At 64.6% G+C, this 16768-nt stretch carries 19 protein-coding genes; 3 read left to right on the top strand and 16 right to left on the bottom strand.

Annotated features, from left to right (window positions below):
* Positions 1 to 14: 14 nt before the first annotated feature.
* From AC07X9_RS18810 to AC07X9_RS18790, 5 genes are all read right to left on the bottom strand, one after another.
* Complete coding sequence (locus tag AC07X9_RS18810) at positions 15 to 620, bottom strand: S26 family signal peptidase (protein ID WP_086486177.1); 606 nt, start codon at positions 618 to 620, stop codon at positions 15 to 17.
* Positions 592 to 1473 (bottom strand): type-F conjugative transfer system pilin assembly protein TrbC, encoded by an 882-nt coding sequence (locus tag AC07X9_RS18805; RefSeq protein ID WP_086486178.1) that lies wholly within the window; start codon positions 1471 to 1473, stop codon positions 592 to 594. The genes AC07X9_RS18810 and AC07X9_RS18805 overlap by 29 nt, the downstream gene beginning before the upstream one ends.
* Positions 1445 to 2569 (bottom strand): conjugal transfer protein TraN, encoded by a 1125-nt coding sequence (traN, locus tag AC07X9_RS18800; protein ID WP_086486179.1) that lies wholly within the window; start codon positions 2567 to 2569, stop codon positions 1445 to 1447. Before traN ends, AC07X9_RS18805 begins: the two co-directional genes overlap by 29 nt.
* Positions 2566 to 4419 (bottom strand): hypothetical protein, encoded by a 1854-nt coding sequence (locus tag AC07X9_RS18795; protein ID WP_086486180.1) that lies wholly within the window; start codon positions 4417 to 4419, stop codon positions 2566 to 2568. The genes traN and AC07X9_RS18795 overlap by 4 nt, the downstream gene beginning before the upstream one ends.
* A 251-nt stretch (positions 4420 to 4670) precedes the next feature.
* Positions 4671 to 5687, bottom strand: a complete 1017-nt coding sequence (locus tag AC07X9_RS18790) for a TraU family protein (protein ID WP_086486426.1) — start codon at positions 5685 to 5687, stop codon at positions 4671 to 4673.
* A 191-nt stretch (positions 5688 to 5878) separates the two neighbouring features.
* Between AC07X9_RS18790 and AC07X9_RS18785 the strand changes: the two genes are divergently transcribed.
* A complete protein-coding gene (locus tag AC07X9_RS18785) occupies positions 5879 to 6205 on the top strand; it encodes a type II toxin-antitoxin system TacA family antitoxin (protein ID WP_086486181.1) in 327 nt (108 codons plus the stop codon).
* Between the two features lie 12 nt (positions 6206 to 6217).
* Positions 6218 to 6754: a GNAT family N-acetyltransferase gene (locus AC07X9_RS18780; protein WP_086486182.1), complete on the top strand. Its 537-nt coding sequence runs from the start codon at positions 6218 to 6220 to the stop codon at positions 6752 to 6754.
* A 26-nt stretch (positions 6755 to 6780) separates the two neighbouring features.
* On the opposite strand, the gene AC07X9_RS18775 is transcribed toward AC07X9_RS18780, so the two are convergent.
* The 11 genes from AC07X9_RS18775 to AC07X9_RS18725 form a co-directional block, all read right to left on the bottom strand.
* Positions 6781 to 7464 carry a conjugal transfer protein TraW gene (locus tag AC07X9_RS18775; RefSeq protein ID WP_086486183.1) on the bottom strand — a complete coding sequence of 228 codons (684 nt, stop codon included), beginning with the start codon at positions 7462 to 7464 and terminating at the stop codon, positions 6781 to 6783.
* On the bottom strand, positions 7454 to 7687 hold the full coding sequence (locus AC07X9_RS18770) for a hypothetical protein (RefSeq protein ID WP_086486184.1): 234 nt from the start codon (positions 7685 to 7687) through the stop codon (positions 7454 to 7456). The genes AC07X9_RS18775 and AC07X9_RS18770 overlap by 11 nt, the downstream gene beginning before the upstream one ends.
* Complete coding sequence (locus AC07X9_RS18765; protein WP_086486427.1) at positions 7684 to 8010, bottom strand: hypothetical protein; 327 nt, start codon at positions 8008 to 8010, stop codon at positions 7684 to 7686. Before AC07X9_RS18765 ends, AC07X9_RS18770 begins: the two co-directional genes overlap by 4 nt.
* A 5-nt stretch (positions 8011 to 8015) precedes the next feature.
* Positions 8016 to 10532 carry a TraC family protein gene (locus tag AC07X9_RS18760; RefSeq protein ID WP_086486185.1) on the bottom strand — a complete coding sequence of 839 codons (2517 nt, stop codon included), beginning with the start codon at positions 10530 to 10532 and terminating at the stop codon, positions 8016 to 8018.
* The gene (locus AC07X9_RS18755; protein WP_086486186.1) at positions 10529 to 11167 is read right to left on the bottom strand and encodes a TraV family lipoprotein; all 639 of its coding nucleotides are present in this window, start codon (positions 11165 to 11167) and stop codon (positions 10529 to 10531) included. The genes AC07X9_RS18760 and AC07X9_RS18755 overlap by 4 nt, the downstream gene beginning before the upstream one ends.
* 35 nt (positions 11168 to 11202) lie before the next feature.
* Complete coding sequence (locus AC07X9_RS18750; protein ID WP_086486187.1) at positions 11203 to 12510, bottom strand: TraB/VirB10 family protein; 1308 nt, start codon at positions 12508 to 12510, stop codon at positions 11203 to 11205.
* Complete coding sequence (locus tag AC07X9_RS18745; RefSeq protein WP_086486188.1) at positions 12507 to 13274, bottom strand: type-F conjugative transfer system secretin TraK; 768 nt, start codon at positions 13272 to 13274, stop codon at positions 12507 to 12509. The genes AC07X9_RS18750 and AC07X9_RS18745 overlap by 4 nt, the downstream gene beginning before the upstream one ends.
* The gene (locus AC07X9_RS18740) at positions 13264 to 13863 is read right to left on the bottom strand and encodes a TraE/TraK family type IV conjugative transfer system protein (RefSeq protein WP_210417585.1); all 600 of its coding nucleotides are present in this window, start codon (positions 13861 to 13863) and stop codon (positions 13264 to 13266) included. Before AC07X9_RS18740 ends, AC07X9_RS18745 begins: the two co-directional genes overlap by 11 nt.
* Positions 13864 to 13904: 41 nt before the next feature.
* Positions 13905 to 14171, bottom strand: a complete 267-nt coding sequence (locus tag AC07X9_RS18735; protein ID WP_086486190.1) for a type IV conjugative transfer system protein TraL — start codon at positions 14169 to 14171, stop codon at positions 13905 to 13907.
* A 107-nt stretch (positions 14172 to 14278) separates the two neighbouring features.
* Positions 14279 to 14596 (bottom strand): hypothetical protein, encoded by a 318-nt coding sequence (locus AC07X9_RS18730; protein WP_086486191.1) that lies wholly within the window; start codon positions 14594 to 14596, stop codon positions 14279 to 14281.
* A gap of 207 nt (positions 14597 to 14803) precedes the next feature.
* Positions 14804 to 15568 carry a DsbC family protein gene (locus AC07X9_RS18725; RefSeq protein ID WP_086486192.1) on the bottom strand — a complete coding sequence of 255 codons (765 nt, stop codon included), beginning with the start codon at positions 15566 to 15568 and terminating at the stop codon, positions 14804 to 14806.
* A gap of 641 nt (positions 15569 to 16209) precedes the next feature.
* Between AC07X9_RS18725 and AC07X9_RS18720 the strand changes: the two genes are divergently transcribed.
* Positions 16210 to 16659 carry a hypothetical protein gene (locus AC07X9_RS18720; RefSeq protein WP_086486194.1) on the top strand — a complete coding sequence of 150 codons (450 nt, stop codon included), beginning with the start codon at positions 16210 to 16212 and terminating at the stop codon, positions 16657 to 16659.
* Positions 16660 to 16768: the final 109 nt, after the last annotated feature.

Genomic DNA, 16768 nt, shown 5'->3' with positions numbered 1-16768 from the left:
TTGATCGCGCGCGCTCACAGGATTCGCTCCATGCGCGTGAGACGCGCAATCGGGAGGAGCCCGAAATAACGGCTGTCGAACCCGCGCGGATGCGTCGAACCGACATAGACCATTCCGGCGGGAATGACCCCGCTCCACCGCATGTGATCGAGCTTCATGCCGTTATGGGCCCGCGGAAGGCTCACGCCGAGGAACAGGCCATTGCAATAATAGTGCCCGTCTCGACTGCGCGGGAGGAGGGGCGACGGGGTCTCGAACATCGTCAGCCGATCGCCAGACATGCAAAGCGCACGCTTTGTCACGGACACCGGATCCGGCCCGGCGATGGGGTGACGAAGCGTGAACATCACATAGTCACCGCGTGCGATCGGCCCAGGGCTCTTGCGCACCGCGAAGGCATCGATCGACGGCGACATGACCAACGCGACCTGCGGGACGACGAGCGCCGCGCCCGCGGCGATCGGCAGCACGACGAGCATGGCGCGGGCGAGCCGCTCGGGCCGTGCCGGCTGATCCGGTCCCGGCGCGCCGAGCGCGATCGCCGCCTTGCGAGGCAATCGCCGCAGACGCGGCCACAGGCCGGCGATCGCCCTAGCGAGCGCCCAGAAGAGCCTGAGCATGGCTTACCTCCTTCTTCCCGCCGAGGCGGGCATATTCCTCGAGCATCCCGGAAAGCGCGCTGTCCCCGAAGACGATGTGGGCGGCGCGGGGGCTTTCAATGTCGCGCTCGCAATAGGCCTGGGTCGGATCGCCCGGGATCATGGCAAGCGCCGGAACCTGGGATATTCCGTGCTGGCGAAAGACGATCGGATCGATGATGAGCTGGACGTCGCGCATCGCGCAGTTCGGCCCTTCGCAGCCCGGATCGAGCCGGAGGATCTGGGCTGTCAGCTTCGCCATAGGACCCATTTTCCTGAGTCCACCTGGCACGCCGCGAAACGCCATGACGCCGCGAACCTTCTCGAGCTGGACCGCATAGTTGCGCAGGGTCGAGATCGGCATCGACGAGGACACGAACAGGACCGGGACCCAACCCTTGACCGTCGTGACGGGGATCGCCTTGGCGAGAGCCTGCTCTTCCGCAGGCTCAAGGCCGAGAGCCTGGCGCAGCGCCTTGGCCTGCCGCTCGCGCTCGGCTGCAAGGCTCGTTTCGCCGCGAGCCTGCGCGGCACGCGCGCGCGCTTCCATGTCCGGCGCCGGAAGTCGCTTGCGCAGGCCATCGAATGCGTGCCGTCGGTCCGCTGGGTTGTCGGTGCGTGGAAGCTGGGGATCGGGAAGCTGGGCCGCATCGGCCTTGCCGCGCGAGACCGCGCTCTCGAGCCGGTTCATGCTGTCTTGGCCCTGGTCTGCGGCTGACTGGCGCGCGTCGCCGCGAGGGACGTCACTTGCGGCGACCTGTGCGAGTGCGGCGGTTGCCGCGCCCAGCACCGCGAGAAGGACGGCGCTATGGATTGACCGCTTTGAGATACGCATCGATGCGCTCCCCCATGTCTATCTGGATGTCGGATTGGGCGCGGGCCTCGATGTCCGCATAATATTCGGAGAGATCCATCTTGCTGAAATCGAGCGCCTGAAACTCCTCGGGCGTGAACCCGCGGCACATCGGCTTTTTGGCCGTGCCCCAGAGGTTGCCGTTGAAGGCCTTGAGTTGGGGGCGACCCTGCTCCTGGATGATGCGGCCGAGCTTGGTGTTGAAGCAGCAGTGCCCGCGTGCCTTTTGCAGGCAGATGCCGAGAAAGCTCGACGTGCAGTAGCTGCCGATCTCGTGGCACATGCCGGACGAGCGCAGCATCGCCGTCTCCATGTCCTGCTGGTCACAGCCGGCGAACAGGAATTCCATCATGAAATTGATCGCTAGGCTCACCGCAAGCGAGGTCGGGTCAAGACCCACGATCAGCGCATTGGCGCCGGCACTCGCGGCCTGACTGGCGGTCGCGCCGGCCTTGAAGGCCGTGTAGGCGGCGCTCATGCCGGTGAATACGCCCTTGGCCACCGCGATCTTGGTGCCGATCGACGAGATGGAAGAGCCCATCCCGTCCTTCACGATCTTTCCCTTGTCCTTGCAGCAATTCGCGAAGGTAGTCGAAAGCCCGGCGGGCCGGCACCGCACCCCGCGGCCTGAGAATATCTCGATATTCCCGAGGCAATTGCCGTCGGCATCGATGCCGCCATCCGGCTCCGTGCCGGGATCGTCCATCGGCGGCTCATCCACGATCGGATTGGTCGCGAGATCGGCGCATTGGTTGGGCGAGCAAGCCGGTGGGCCGCCCTCGCTCTTCACCAGGCAGGCATATTGCGGGCCGGCTGGGCAGCTATATTGCCCCATCGCGTCCGCGACGCAGTCGACCTCCTGGATCGGGCAGAGCCATGCCCCGCTGGTCGTGGAAAGGCAGCTTGCCTGCTCGCCTTCGTCGGCCGCATCGCCATTGTTGTTGAGATCGGCCGCGCAGATATGTTGCGCGTGGGCGGCGCTCGGGCAGCCGAGCGCGACGCCCGCTCCGAGCACCAACGCGAGTGCCGCTCCGCGCGGATCGAGATACCAGTATCGCGTTGTCGCAAAACCCGTCATGGCACGTTCCCCGTGCAGACCATGTCGGCCCCGGCGAGGCGCACCGTCTGCATCATCACCACCGCTTCGGGGAAATCGTCGAGACATCCGCAGGCGGAAACGACTTCCTCGCCGGGCCCTGCCGGGCATCGATTGTCCGACGTGCAGGCGTGGAAGAAGCTGTCGTAGCCTGTCGGCACATTCTGTTTCGCGCCTACCACGCCATCGGGCGCGGCCTCGCTATTGGCCTTGGGCGCACGCGTTTTGCAGACAGGCTCGCAGGCCGGCACACTGCCCCTGTCGGGGAGATTGAAGGCGCGCGTCGACGTCGCGTAGCTGCCGTCGCTCTGGAGCGTCCGGTCGGCGAGCATCGTCTCGGTCGAATGGTCGATGATGTAAGCGCCGCGGCTCGTATCGGGCTTTGCAATATCGTCGACCGCGCAGCGATAGGTGCGATCCTTCAGGAAGAAATCGCGGGTGAGTTGTGTTGGGCAGCTCGGCCCGCCCAATATGCGGGTCTGGGGCAGGGGCCTCAGGCCGGTCGCGACGCCGTTGATCCATGTCTGGACGCCATCGACCAGCTCGCTGTCGAGCTTGCACTGTGGATCGGACGCGATCGTTCCGCAACCGTCGACGACCTGCTCCAGCGTCTTGCAGCTATTGTCGACATCGACATGAACCTGCGCAAAAGCTTCGCCCCCCTCCGCAACCGCGACGCGAAGCCAGATCTCGTGGTCGCCGGCCGTGAGATAGGGACGCAGATCGAGATGGGGGTAGGAGTAGAAGGTCTTCTTCTGCTCGCATTTCCCCGGTGGAAGCCCGAGCGTGGTCCAGGACGAGGGGCCGGAACCCACCAGCAGACCGTCGACCCGCACCTGCGCCCAATCGTCTGCGAAGAACTGCGTGAGCCGCGCGTCGACGATCCGGTCGGGATCGCTCACATGCAGGGTCATGCGAAAATCGATGAGCGCGCAGCTTCCGCCGAGGCTGTTGTCCGCCGGCGAGCCCATCAGGAAGTCGAACGAGTTGCCGTTCTCGATCGTCGAGTAGCCGCCCGACGTTCGGCTGATGATATCCTCAGCGCCGGGCTTCAACACGGTCACCCGCCGCTCGATCGAGCAATGGCGATATTGGAGCGCCGTGCCAGTGCCGGTCGCCGATCCTTTGAGCGCCTGGAACACCGCATTGCCCGTCGATGCGGCATAGGCATCCGATGCGATGGTTGCGGGATTGGCGCGATAGGCGGTCTGCGCGAGGTCGGGATTGGCGGAGCAGGCGGTCGATTGTGCGCCCACATAGCGGATCGAGGGCCCGTCGATGACAGCCTCGGCAACGCCATAGCGCGGGTCGGCCGTGGTGAGCGCCCCGATCATCCCGCCGCCAAGGTCGCGCAGCACCGAGGCCATGTTGCCCCAGGCAAGGTTGGTGCCGCAGCTATTGTTGAGGCAATAGCATCCCGCGAGCTTGGGCATGTCGACCGAGGTCAGCTTGAGCGCCTGTCCCGCGTCGACATCCCAGCGGAAGAAGCTGCAACCGTTCCAGCTACCGGGCTGGCATGACACAACGCCGTTCGCGCAAATACCCGATACCGGCACTGGAAGGTTCGCCGTGCTGTCGACCGATCCGTCGAGATCGGTGTCGCGGGCGACCGTGACCCTGCCGAGATCGCCGGTTCCTGACGGCTGCACGAGCACTTCGAGCATCGTCGCGGTCTTCTGGCAGGCGATATTGGGCGCGAAGGTCCGGCTGTTGTCGACAGTCGAAATCTGCTGACCGGCGAGGCCTGGCGTCACATAATTCTGCTGGAGCGCGTCGCTGTCGCTGGTCTTTGCACGCGACGCCTCCGCGGCGGCACGGGCGCGCTCTTCCATCGTCTGCGCCGATGCGGGCGAAGCAAGAGGAAGGGCCAGCGCGGTCGCGACGATGGAACAGGCGGAGAGGAAGCGCCGATCCCATCGGGGGCGTATCGCGGCCGCGCTGGCCGGGGGTGGAGCGACGCCGCCAGGGGGGCATGGCGGCGCCGCTCCGGTCCCGCGCGGAAGCCATCGGCCGTAGGGGCCTTGGCGAACAGACCTCCGGAGTGGACGGCTTTCTCGCGCGGAACTGGGGGGAAGGGACCCGCTCACGGCACCGGTATCCCGGCGCAGCAGATCACCTTTTCGAAGAGCATGAACTGGGCATTGTCCTTGCCCGGCGCATGCTTGGCCGAGGACCAGAGCGCACCGGGGCGGCCGATGTTGACGCACTTGCCGCCCTTCACCGGCTCCATGATCTGGAGCTTGTATCGGGACTTGGTCCAGACGGGCTGGGGCACGAACGAGCAGCCGTCCGCCGAACTGATGGTAAGCGCGCCCAGCCGCCCCATCATGAAGACGCCGCGGGCCGCGAGGCCTGCCCAGGCTTCGACCGAGTCATCGAAATGGATGTCGCCAGCGATCGGATAAGTCGCGCCCCAGCTCCCCATGCACCAGAACAGGGGATCGATCACCTTGCCTGCCGCTGCCGCGGCGCTGTCGCCCATGCAGGCGAGGCCGGCAGCGGGGTTGCCGAACAATATGCCCTCAGGCTGGATGATCGCGCCGAGCGTGCCCGACTGCCAGGTCGGCAGAACCTCGGTTATCATGGCGACATCGAAGCCGTCATTCTCGAGGCACGGCAGGTCCGTGAACATGTCGAGCATCGCCCAGACCGGCGAGATGTAATAGTGCATCTGCGCGAACATCTTGCGCGTGTTCGTCCCGTCGGAGATCGACGATTGGCTGCCCTGCAGCTTGCCGCCGGTCGGCAGCAGATCCGCGCCCAGCGCCATCATGCAGCCGGGTTCAGTCACGACGTCGACCATCCGGTTGGGCGACCAGTAGGAGACCTTCACCCCGAACCAGAACTGGATGCCCTTGCGGCAGGCGCACAGAGGCTTGGACGCGGATTGCGCGTCGAGCGCCTTGTCGAGCTTGTCGAAGCTCCCCACCCGAATGCCGCCGACCGTGATCGGAAAGATGCAGGTCCAGCGCACCTTGGTGATGGGGTTGAACGCGGTGCCCGCCTCGCACTTGGAGGCGAGGGCCTGGCTCGGCCAGGCCAGTGTCGCGGCGAGCCCGAGCAGGATGCCGATCAAGAAGATCCGCCAGCGCTGGATCATGCCGAGCATCCTTCGATGGTCGCGCGTTGCGAACGACGAGAAAAGCAGGACCAGGGGACGCTAGCCGGGGAAAAGCGCCGATACCGGTTTCTCGCGACATCACACCGATCATGAAGGCCCTTCTGGCGCCTTGAAATGTGCGTCTTAGTGACGCACATATCTGCGCAACCACGCGTTTGATGGATCTTGCAATGAACGCACATCAAGATGTCGCCCCGGATGGTGATGGCACCGCCAGAGCGGAGGAGCGTGCTTCCGAGCGCATGGGCTTCCGCACTAAGCCGCACGTCAAGCGGGCGATCCAACGCGCTGCCGCCTATTCGGGTGTCGATGACTCTGTGTTTGTCATCAACGCCGCCTATCGGGCGGCGCTCGAGACGATCGACAGCCATGAGCGAACGACCGTCAGCCGGGCAGATTTTCAAAGAATAATGGACGCGATCGACAATCCGCCGCCTCCAACGGACGCGCTGCGCGAGGCGTTCGAACGCCATATACGAATGGTCGAAAGCCGGTAGGGACGGGGTATCATGTTCGAAGGGGGGACAATCGAGCCGCTCGATACGAAGCGGCACGATCGGACTAGCTTCGCGTCCGGAGTGGCGCAGGTCGACAACTATCTGCACAAGACGGCTAACAAGCTTGCGAAGGCCGACAATGTCCGGGTCTTCGTGCTCGTCTCGCCTCAAGGCGATTTGGTTGGCTACTATGCCCTCAATGCGCATGGCGTCGAGCATTCGGAGCTTCCGTCGGCCTTCGCCCGGGATCGTCCCGGCCACGGCGTCATCCCAGCCATGTTCATCGCAATGATGGGCGTCGATGCGCGTTGGCAGGGCCAAGGCCTTGGCGGATTGTTGCTCGCCGACGCCCTCAAGCGCGTCCGTCGCATCTCTGAAGATGCCGGTGTGGCACTTGTCCTGCTCGACGTTCTCGACTGCGGCAATCCTACGAACGTCGAACGGAGAGCGGCAGTTTACAAGCGCTTCGGCTTCCAGGCCCTGCCTGGCAAGGCGCGGCGTCTCTTCCTTCCCGTGTCGATGCTGAGGCAACTTCCCGTCGATCGCTGACATTGCTGCCGCTTCCATGTGTCGAGTCATCTCGCGTCTCCCGCAGAAAGCGCTCGGCTCCTGGGGCCGACTTCGGTGAGGACGAGCCGCTGCCCAGCTTGGGCCACGATGACGGGTGCGACCGTCAGCCCCAGCCGCTGCTTGACGCGTTCTTCGAGGATGTAGATCGGCCGCCCGGTCTTCTCGCTCATCTCGATGGCATCGCCATTCTGTCCCTTGAACGCAGAGAGCAGGATGAAATCGCTCGCGCGAGCATTACGAAGCGCCCAGCCGAGATCGCGTGGATGCACGACGACGAGGCGCTGTGGCAGCTTCACATAGGTCAACGGGTTGAACGTGAAGCCCTTGGGGTAGAGCGTCTTGCCCCCTGGCAGCGTGATGTCGAAGTCGAGCGTGTAGAAGGGGACGACGCTGCGCACACGGTCAGCGGTAGCGACCCCGAGCGGCGCGGCCTTGAGCGCGCTCCATTTGTCGCGCGGGCCGAACGCCTTGCTCATGTCGCTGGGCAGCGTCGCGACCTTGGCCTCGATCTCGGCGAGCGCGTCGGGCTCCGCGATCGGCCACGTCCGGCCGATCGTGCTGCGCGATGGGGCGCTGCCGGCGACAGGCCCAGCTGCGGCGAGCGCGGCAGCCACAGCCAGCGCATTGCCCGTCAGAAGCACGAGGACGATGGGCCCGCGGCGGACCCGGCGCAGCAGATCAGCGGCCATGACGACGCCTCCAATGCTGTTCGGGCGGCTCGGGAATGCCGATAAGGGCGGCAACGAACGCGCAGGAGGCGAGAGGGGTCAGGGTCCAGATGAGAACGCCTGCCCCAGCGCCAAGCGAGGGCGACATGAGCAAGAGCATGCTTTGGACCAGCATGAGCAGGAAGCCGCTGACCGTAAGCCGGATCGCCGATTGCGACGGCGCGGAAGAAATGAGGCCGTTCATCTGCCTCTTCTCCGGCGCAGGCGGCTCAACAGCTTTGCTGTACCTGCTGAGAGACTGAGCAGCAGAAGTCCGGTCGCGAAGCAGGAGGCGGCAACGAGGAGTGAGGCGCGCAGCACCATCATCGTCGGCTGCTTGAGGAGGATCCCGGCGACGAGCACGAGCAGGCCCATCATCAGGGTCTCGATCATGACGAGCCGGAAGCGCCACTGAAAGGACTCCGCTTCGAACCGCTCGGCAAGACGCTGCTCGACGATCACTTCGATGGCCTCGTTATCGGACCAGTTGAGCGGCAATTGATCGGGGTGCGGACGATAGCGTGCCATGGCCGTCATGCTCCCGTGAAGGCTGGCGCGGGGCGCGCGCCAAGGATTTGCGAGGGTTCGACACCTGCCAGTCGGCACACTGCTTCGAGCGGCGAAAGGCCCTGGCGCATCAGCGCCTCGAACGCGGCGACCTCATCCGGGGCGGAGGTATTGATCCAATAAGAGAAGGGATCGACGACCAGCCGCGCAATGCCGAGGCCGAGCGGAGAGTCGATGAACACCTCGGAATAGTGAGGCTTCGAATTGCGGACCGACTTCAGCAGGTCGAGGACGAAGCCCGAATAATCGAGAATCTTGTTGTCGACCGCGCGATCGTAGGTTGATCCCTGCAGGAGGAACCGGGTCGCGGCATTTTCGAGGATGACCTGGCCAGTTCCGCCGAACAGCATGAGGTCGTTCATGCTCTGTAGGACGACGCCGAAACTGCCGCGATACTTGCGCGCGCGTCGATAGCCCTGGCTGATCGCTTCGGCCAGACGACTGAGATCCTGCCCCTCAGTCGGCGTGATGAACTGGGCGGCTTCCTCGCACAGCACAAAGCGCGGGCGATCGCGCGCGGAGAGATAGAGTTCCTGGGTGACTGCGTTGACCACGACCATGACGATGACGTTGAACAGGTCAGGCATCGCCTTGAGACGCTCGAGCTCGAGCACGACGAATTCGTCGTTGCGGATGTCGAGGGTCGAAGGGCCGTTGAAATAATGGCCATAGGCGCCGCCCGACCCGAAATCGCGCAGGTTGAAGGCGAGCTCACGCGCGGTCGGCACGAGATGGTCGACGCGGTCGAGATCGGTCTCTACCAGCGAGGGATAGGTGCCGAGCCATTCGCGCACGGCGTCGATGCCATGATCGGCCCGCCCCGTGTCGATGGTCCATTGGACAGCGGACTTGAGCAGGTTCCACTCCGACGTCGTGACGCCCTTGCGGGTCGACGCATTCGCCATTTCCGCGACGATCGCCACGGCCATGGTGATCGCCGACTGCTTGTCGTCGCCATCGAGCGCGAGCCCCATGTCGAAGGGGTTCAGAACCAGATGCTCTTCACCGATATCGATGTACCGGCCCGAGCAGAGCGTGCAGAGCTTCCGGTAGCTTCCGCCGATGTCGATGATTCGAATGAGCGCGCCGCAGGCAAAATATTGCTGGCAGAGGTTGTTGAGCAGGAAGCTCTTGCCCGCCCCGCTCTCGGCCGAGACGATGAAGTTGTAGTTGTTGATCCTCGGATCGAACAGATCGAGCGTGACGAGCTGGCCCTTGCGGCCCGTGTAGAGCAACGCCGGACGCCCGCCGCCGCGAAAGTCGGTCTGGATCGGCGCCATCAGCACCGCCGCCTTCACCGGCATCCGGAAGTCCCGCTCGAGCAGGCGCAACGTCGTGCGGTCGGGATAGAGCCCGAACGGCAGGCTCATCACCAGCAGCGTCGGATTGAGATAGCTCTCCTCCTGCATCGAGAAGGGTTGGGGCTCGCCCTCCCACAGCCGCTTGGCGCGCGCTGCGAGATCGCGGGCATGGGCACGGTCGCGGCCGAACACCCAGATGGTCGGGATCACCCGGACGAACTTACTGTTGCCCGCCTCGTCGAGGATCCAGCCGATCTCCTCGATCTGCTTGCCGACTTCGACCGCGAAGCTGCCGGCCGCCTTCTGCGCCGAGAGGATCTGCGCGCGCTTGTGGATCTCGAACTGCGAATGATCGAACAGGATGTTGAGCGTGTAGAGGAACGGGCCCCCGATCTGATCGCTGTCCTCGGACGCGCCGCGCATGCCGCCCATCAGGCGATTGGCGCGTTCGGCGGTGATCCTGCGCGCCGGCGCCTTGGGCGTCAGGCAGCGCGCGACCTGGTTACCGAGGAACACCTCCGCGCCCTCGAACACGAGATCGGGTCCCGCATCGATGATCTGCTTGGCGATCGGCGGTGCGCCGATGGTCGATCCGTCAACGAAGACCCCCGGGGCCGGATCGGCGACGCCGTTGAAGATACGCCGATAAAAGGCGACCATTTCCTGCGGAGGCAGACGGCGGATTCCGAGCTTCGAGAGCTGCTCCTCGACCTGCCGCCGCAAATCCTCTCCGAGCGGCCGCCGGGTCTTGATCGAGAGCAAAGTGCGGAAGTTGCGCACCGGAATGCCGTGCAGCGCCTTCAGGCCATGACGACCCTCGCTCAGATAGGCATGGGTGCGCCGCGCCGAGGCCTGGATCAGCGGATCATCGCGGGTCTTGAGGTCTAGGAAGGCATCGAGTGCGTCGTCGATCAACGGATCGGCAAAGGTGTGGAGCTGGAGGACCGTCCCGTCCGGGAAGTGGATATTGAGGAGACCCTGGAGAGCGCTCTGAACATGGGCGAACATGTAGGCGGTCGGAACCAGCTCCCAGGCATGACCCCAGGTGTCATCGATGCAGAGGAAGGCCTCGGTCTCATCGTCCCAGGCGACGAGCGGCAGATAGTCCGAGAAGCTGTCACGCCGGACGGCATTGCGAAGGCGGGCATAGGAGAGGCCGCTGCTCGATGCGGGCGGGCTCACGGCTTTGGCTCCGGTGCCGGGGCGACGATTGCGGGCGCGGGCGTGGTGGTCTCGCTCGACGCAGGTTCGCCATCCGGCGCGGCAGGTTCACGGACCTGCCCGAGGATAGGCGCTTGCGATGCGCGATCGGGCGCGCCGACGAGTGCGCCGCCCACGACCCAGACGGGCTTGTCGACCACCGAATAGACGTACCGGGGCATATAGAGACGGTCCGGGCGCTGGCGATCGGCGTAGGGCAGGATCAGCGTGCGAACGGTCTGCGCCGGCTTGAGCATCGGCGTGACCGGCGCTTCGACCAGGCCTTTCAATTCGCGATAGACGCTGTCGCGATAGCTGCCATAGGCATTGCCTGCGCGCTCGTTCCGCGACCGCGCACTCGGGCGGGCAGTGTCCTGGCCGCGCAGCATGGCGCGGTCGTTGGTCACCTTCGGGTCGGACTTTGACGCGACGCCCGCGACCGCGTCCTCATAGGCCCGATCGGGATGAATGCACTGGCCGTGGTCGCTGTTCTTGCAGTCGAACTTCTCCGAATAGGGCGACATCATCGCGCCGACCGTCGCGCAGCCGCTCAAGGTTGCGAGCAGGCTGAACGAGAGCAAGGTTCGATCGAGAGATTTGAGGGCCAGCATGCGCATGGCGGAACCTCCTGAAGATTGGGGAAGGCGTCGCATCAGAACTTGCTTCCAACCGATGGTTTGATCTCGAGCGCGAGACCTTCCTGAATGACGACCACGACGTCCTTGGCGGCGCCGACTTCGACGACCGGGCCCGCCTGACGGGCGAGGTCGAGATAGAAATCGGTGAGCTTGTCCGATGATTTGGAGAGGCCGCCGGCAATGCCCGACTTGGCGGCATCGCCCGCGTCGAGACTGCGCACGCTGCCAAGCGCCGAGGTCGACAGGCTCCCGAACGACCCCTCGACCGACTGCGAGATGCCTGCGATCGTGCCGGCAATGAACGATCGCGCCAGCGTCGCGCCAGCTCGCGTCACCACCTTGCCGGACAGACCTTTCTTGCCGTCGGCATCGACGAAGAAGCCCTTGATCGACTGGTCGACCACCGCATGTTCGTCGAAGTCGACGCAGCTTATGGAGACGAGCTGGACCTCGACCCGCTCCTTGGCGAGGCTTCCCGTCGCGTTGCCGATGACGAAGCAGCCGGAGAGATTGGCCTTGACCTCGTTCGGGAGGATCGCAGGCGCCTGGACGCGGGCAATGATCGGTTCCGGGTTACTTGTGGCGTCCCGACTCGCCAGAGCGTCGATCCCGGTCAAGAGCCGTGCCCGCATAAAACCAGGTGGCAAATAGATCGTCCGCTTGGCTTTTTTTGACGCGGCCCCGCCGCCAGCGCCTCCCTCCGGTGCTTGCGAGGCGGTCGCCGCACCGATAGCGCCGACCTGTCTTTCCGTGGGTGGCGCAGGTGGTGCCGACGGCGCGGTCGGCGCACTCGGCGGAGCCGGGATTTCATCGGCAGATCCCCTGGCCTCGGGCGGCGCGGGCGGATAGGCCGGTGCATTGTCGGGAAGGGCGGGGGGCAGATCGCCGTCTCCCCCGACGCTCGGGGAATGCCCACCGCCGGCCCCACCAGGAACCACCTTCCCTTCCTCGATTGCGGTCACCCGGTCTCCGAGCAGGCTCTGCCCGTCGAGAATCTTCTGGAGATCGCCGCGCAGCTTGACTTCCAGGCTGTCGCCACGAAGGCCGGCGCCCATATCGAGGTTGGACGCCTGCGGTGCCTTGGGCGCTTCCTCATGACCGCTTCGGCTTGCCGTGTAGAGGCCAAGACCGAGCAGCGCGATCGAGAACACCACGCCCAACTGCTTGGCGCGCAGCTTCTGGTCGGATGTCAGCTTCGCCCATTGCGCGCGGAGGTCGAGCAACGCGGGCCGCGCGATCGGCCCATTTTCACTGCCTTCCGGGCTGGTGTGGGAGCTGGCGGTCGCGGACAGCCCCTCGAGGTTCTCTTCGGGCGTACTCATTGCTGGGCACTCCGGCGGACGACGATCAACCGTGCGGTCTCGTTAGGCCGCAACGTCAGCCGGTCGATCGTGATGGCGAAAATGTCGGTGCCGAGCGTCGCGTCGAGAAAATCGCGTTCGTCGAGCGTCATCGCCGCGCTCGCGCGCACCAGATACTCGCTCACCGAAAGCCCCATGCCCTCAACCTCGAGGCGACGACGCTCATCGAGCGACGCACTAGGCAACCCCGCAAGAATCAGCCTATCCTTCGAGGGTGCCACTTCGGAAAAGGACGCCGGCACCCGATCCTGCAAGATCGCGAGCGCGATGCCTATCGCCCGCTCTTCTTCAACGAGCGGGCCAAGGAGCGCGTCATTGGCCCGCGCGCGCTGCGCGCCGCCCGGAACCAAGGTCACGGTTTGAGCCGGAATGTCGGCCGGCTCGGCATAGAGCGGGTAGATCGCGCCGTTGCAGGAAACGAAGAATTCCGAAGGCGTCGTCACATAGGTGCGCGTTTTCGTGCCCATGTCCTCGGTCTCGAGGACGAGGAACTTGATCCAGGCATCCGAGCCGCCACGCTCGACCGCAAGACCCTTCTCGGCCGAGAATTTCACGTCGTCGATGTCGCCGTCGACGCACACAACGTGATTGACGTCGCGGTTGGAGAGCCGGATCCGGCTCGTCTGGTCAGGCAGAGCTGCGATCGATTGCGCGAAGGCTGGGGCGGGAAGGGACGCGACAAGCGCCCCCGCGAGGCAGGCGAGCCTCGCGCGGTTACCGGGCATCGGCACTGAAATTCTCCTCCTGGAGGGCGGTCAGCCAGAAGCGGCCATTCTCGAGCGCGTAGCGGATGCGCAGATTTCCCCGGAACTTGCGGATCACTCCGCCGATCACGCGGACCTTCTCGACGGGGACGAGGATCTCGCTACCCGTCCAGGTGACGGGCTGGTCGCCGCGGATATAGGTGGCGATCGAAAGGGTCGGATTGTTGCCGAGTTCGTCGAGCAGCCGGTTCAGGCTGTCGCGCAGGCCATTATATGCGCTGGGATGCGCGATCCGCAGTAGCTCCTGGAACTGACGGTCCGCCGAATAGGCGGAATAGGTGCCGGCCAGGCCCACGATGTTGAAGGTGATCGAGCGAAGGTAGCTTTCCGAGGGCTTGTTGCCCGTCACATAGAGGTCGCCGTCGGCACCGAACGGCACGATTACCGTGCGCGTGTTCTGGTTCGAGGTGTAGATGAGCGTGCCGAGCACGGCGGTGATGCCGAACAAGCCGGCGATCGCGATCTTGAGCAGCCGGTTCTCCTCGAACAAATTCGCGGAGCCCTGCAAGTAACGGTGCAGATGCCAGCTCGGACGCGTGTCGCCGATCATGTCCGCCTGAGCCTTGCGTCGGAAAGGGTGTGCCATCACGCTCACTCGAAGAAGCGGGTCTGGGTCGGACCCGGATAGTTGCGGAAGCGGGCGAGGCCCCAGCGCCAGGCCAGGTGCGGGATGAAGCCTCTCGGCTTTGTCCGCTTCCAGGGAATGAAGAGGAGAAGAGCGCCGATGAGCGCCCAGCCGATCATCCCGCCAACGACGACCGCGACGAAGATCGTGGCCATGACGACGATGAACTCCTGACTGTCGAACCAGAGAATCTGGACCGGCCGATGCAGGAACTGTGGCAGACGTTCGTCCACGCCCTTCTCCCTTGCTTCACCACGCCGCCGGGCGTGGTCTCCGGAAGGTGACCATCACCCTCCGTTCCGGTGGACGGGTGCCGGCAAACCGGCGGCCCGACCTGTCTTCAGATCAGCATGCCGAAGGTCTGGAGGATCGAATCCGCCTTGATGAGGCAGACCGCCGCCACGATCGTCGGAATGCCGATCATGATGTTCGAGAAGAGCCGCGAGACGCCGAACAGGAACGCGGCTACGCCGCCCACGAAGCCGAGAGGCCCCTTGACCCCCTGGTTCACGACGATGTCGTAGATGTCGTAGCCGAGGTCGCCGGCGGCGGGCGCCGCGAACGCATGGGCCACACCGGCGGCAGCGAACGCGGCCAGGATGAAAAGGGCGGCCGCGTCGATCGTGCGGAACGTCCTTCCCCAGATCAGAGTCAACATGTGCAGTCTCCTTGTCTTCAATGAAGCCGTCCCGATCATGCTTGCCGGCACCGATGCCGACCGAGACATGTGGCTCGGTTCGGCGTGTCCGGCCGGCGACGGCGCTGGACGGCTCCTGGAGGTGCGCTCCCGCCGGCATTCCGGTCCTCACAGACGCCACGGTGAGCGCGCTCCGGCGAGGTCCGCCAAAGTTCGAGGGGTTCGCCTTCAGGGGCTGGCCTTGGCTTTCCGCGCTTCCGCATCGAGAAAGGCCTCGAGTTCCGCCTGCTGGAAGCCGGAGATGCGCTTTCCGTCGACGAAGAGTGTCGGGGTGCCCGAAACACCCATCTTGCGGACTGTCTCGGCATCGCGGGCGACCTTCTCGGCGCCTGGACGGCATTTGTGCAGCGTCGCGGGCTGAGCGCCGGCATAGACGGACTTGAAGGTCGCCTGTTGGTCCGGCGAGCAAAGAATATGCTCGGCCTTTGCGGCGGCCTGCGGATGAATGCCGCTCACGAAGTAGATGAGGCGCTGAACCGGCTTCCCCTCGGCTTCCTTGGCGAGCCAGAAGCGCTCGAGCGCCTGGCAATAAGGGCAATCGGGATCCGTGAACTCGATGACCTTGGGCGCACCTGCGGGGCCGATCACAAGGGCCTCGGCGGGGTTGATCGCGCCCAGCCGCTTCCTGGCGCTGGTATCCTGCGCCAACGCCGTCAGGTTGACCCCGTTCTTGTCGTAGATCGCGGCGAACAGGAGATGCTCGCTTTCCGGCGCGAAATAGATGACTCGTCCACCTGCAATAGCCTGATATATTGGGCCCTTGACCGGCGCCGGACCGAATTCCTCGAAGGTCAGATTGGTGAAGGTCTGGCGCAATTGACGCTGAGCTTCCGCAGCCGCCGCGGTGAGCGGCTCGGCGCTGTTCTCTTGCGCATGGGCAGGCGCCGATGCGCAAAGCAGCGCGGCCAGGATCAGTTTACCGTTGCGGAACATCGGAGGACTCCGGGCGAAGGAGGGAGGTGCGCGCGAGAAGACGGCCGTCGATCGTGAGCGAGTTTCCAAGCTTGATGACCGCCGGGAGAGAGGGCGGCCCCGCGGGGGGAAGCGCGGCGGGGTTTGCCTTTTGGCGAATCGAGAAGCCGGCATCGCTCTGGACGACCGCGAGCTCGACAGTGCGGGCGCAAGGATAGGCTTCGGCGTCGCGAGACGTCTGGGCGATGGCAGGGGTGGCGCCGATGGCGAGTAGAAGTGCTCCTGCACGCATGGTCGGGGAGCATGGAAAGTCCATGGCACACGTCTCCTCGTGGCGCCGCAAGGCGCTCGGGTCTGGGGTTTGGGCAGTCCGGTGGGGCGGGGCTGAGACTTAGGTTCGAAACCCCCGCCGATCCGGTGCGCCCCAAGCAATGACCATCAGAAAAGCCCGCCGCAATAGGCAGGGCACTGAAGTGCCGAAGCGGCGAAACAAAGCATAGGAGAAGCAAATCTGCTCGAATGAGCCGACCAGTGCTGGAAAGAACATGTTCAGGCAAAAGCGGCAATAAAGTGCCGCTTTTGTCTCGCTTCGTCGCGGAAATGCACCCGTTCGGGATCGAGCGTGGGTGCTTGAGCACTAGTTTTGGCAGGAGAAGAGGGCGATGAGCCGGGCACGACGCAGCTTCAAGCTCCGGCTTTCACCGGCCGGATTGGACATCCTGATCGATTCGCATTGCCACCTGATTCGCGTCACCCGGTCGCTCATCGCCTGGGGGACAACGCTCCATGTCGCGATCGAATATCTGAACAGCATGCCCACGGACAAAATAGTCGATCAGTTGAAAGGGCAGGAGCTGAGTTGCCTCGGTGGTGCCGAAGAGCATCACGTCGGTGCGTCCTGTCGGCTTCGGGATATTGCAACCAGCATCACCGAGAGGGTCCACGAGGACTCACCCGAGGTCAGGCAACCCCCGCTCGGCACAATCTACATCGTTGCGCTCATGCAGATCACAAAAGCAGAGCACGGCGCCTTGCTGAGCGCTTTCGATCGGGCCTTGCAATCTGGAGCAAGAACACCAGCCTCGCGCGATGCCAATGATCTTGTTGACTAAATCCCGACAAGTTGGCCGAGGTTCCGGATTGACAGTGGTGGTAAGTACACCTTAGCGTCTGCTCTATGGAATTGCCTTGGCGGGCGGTATCTCCCGTAAGGAGACGCGG

Source organism: Sphingobium sp. GW456-12-10-14-TSB1, from assembly GCF_059424385.1.
Note: the sequence above shows the minus strand (reverse complement) of the source record. Positions and strands in the feature narration are given on the sequence as shown.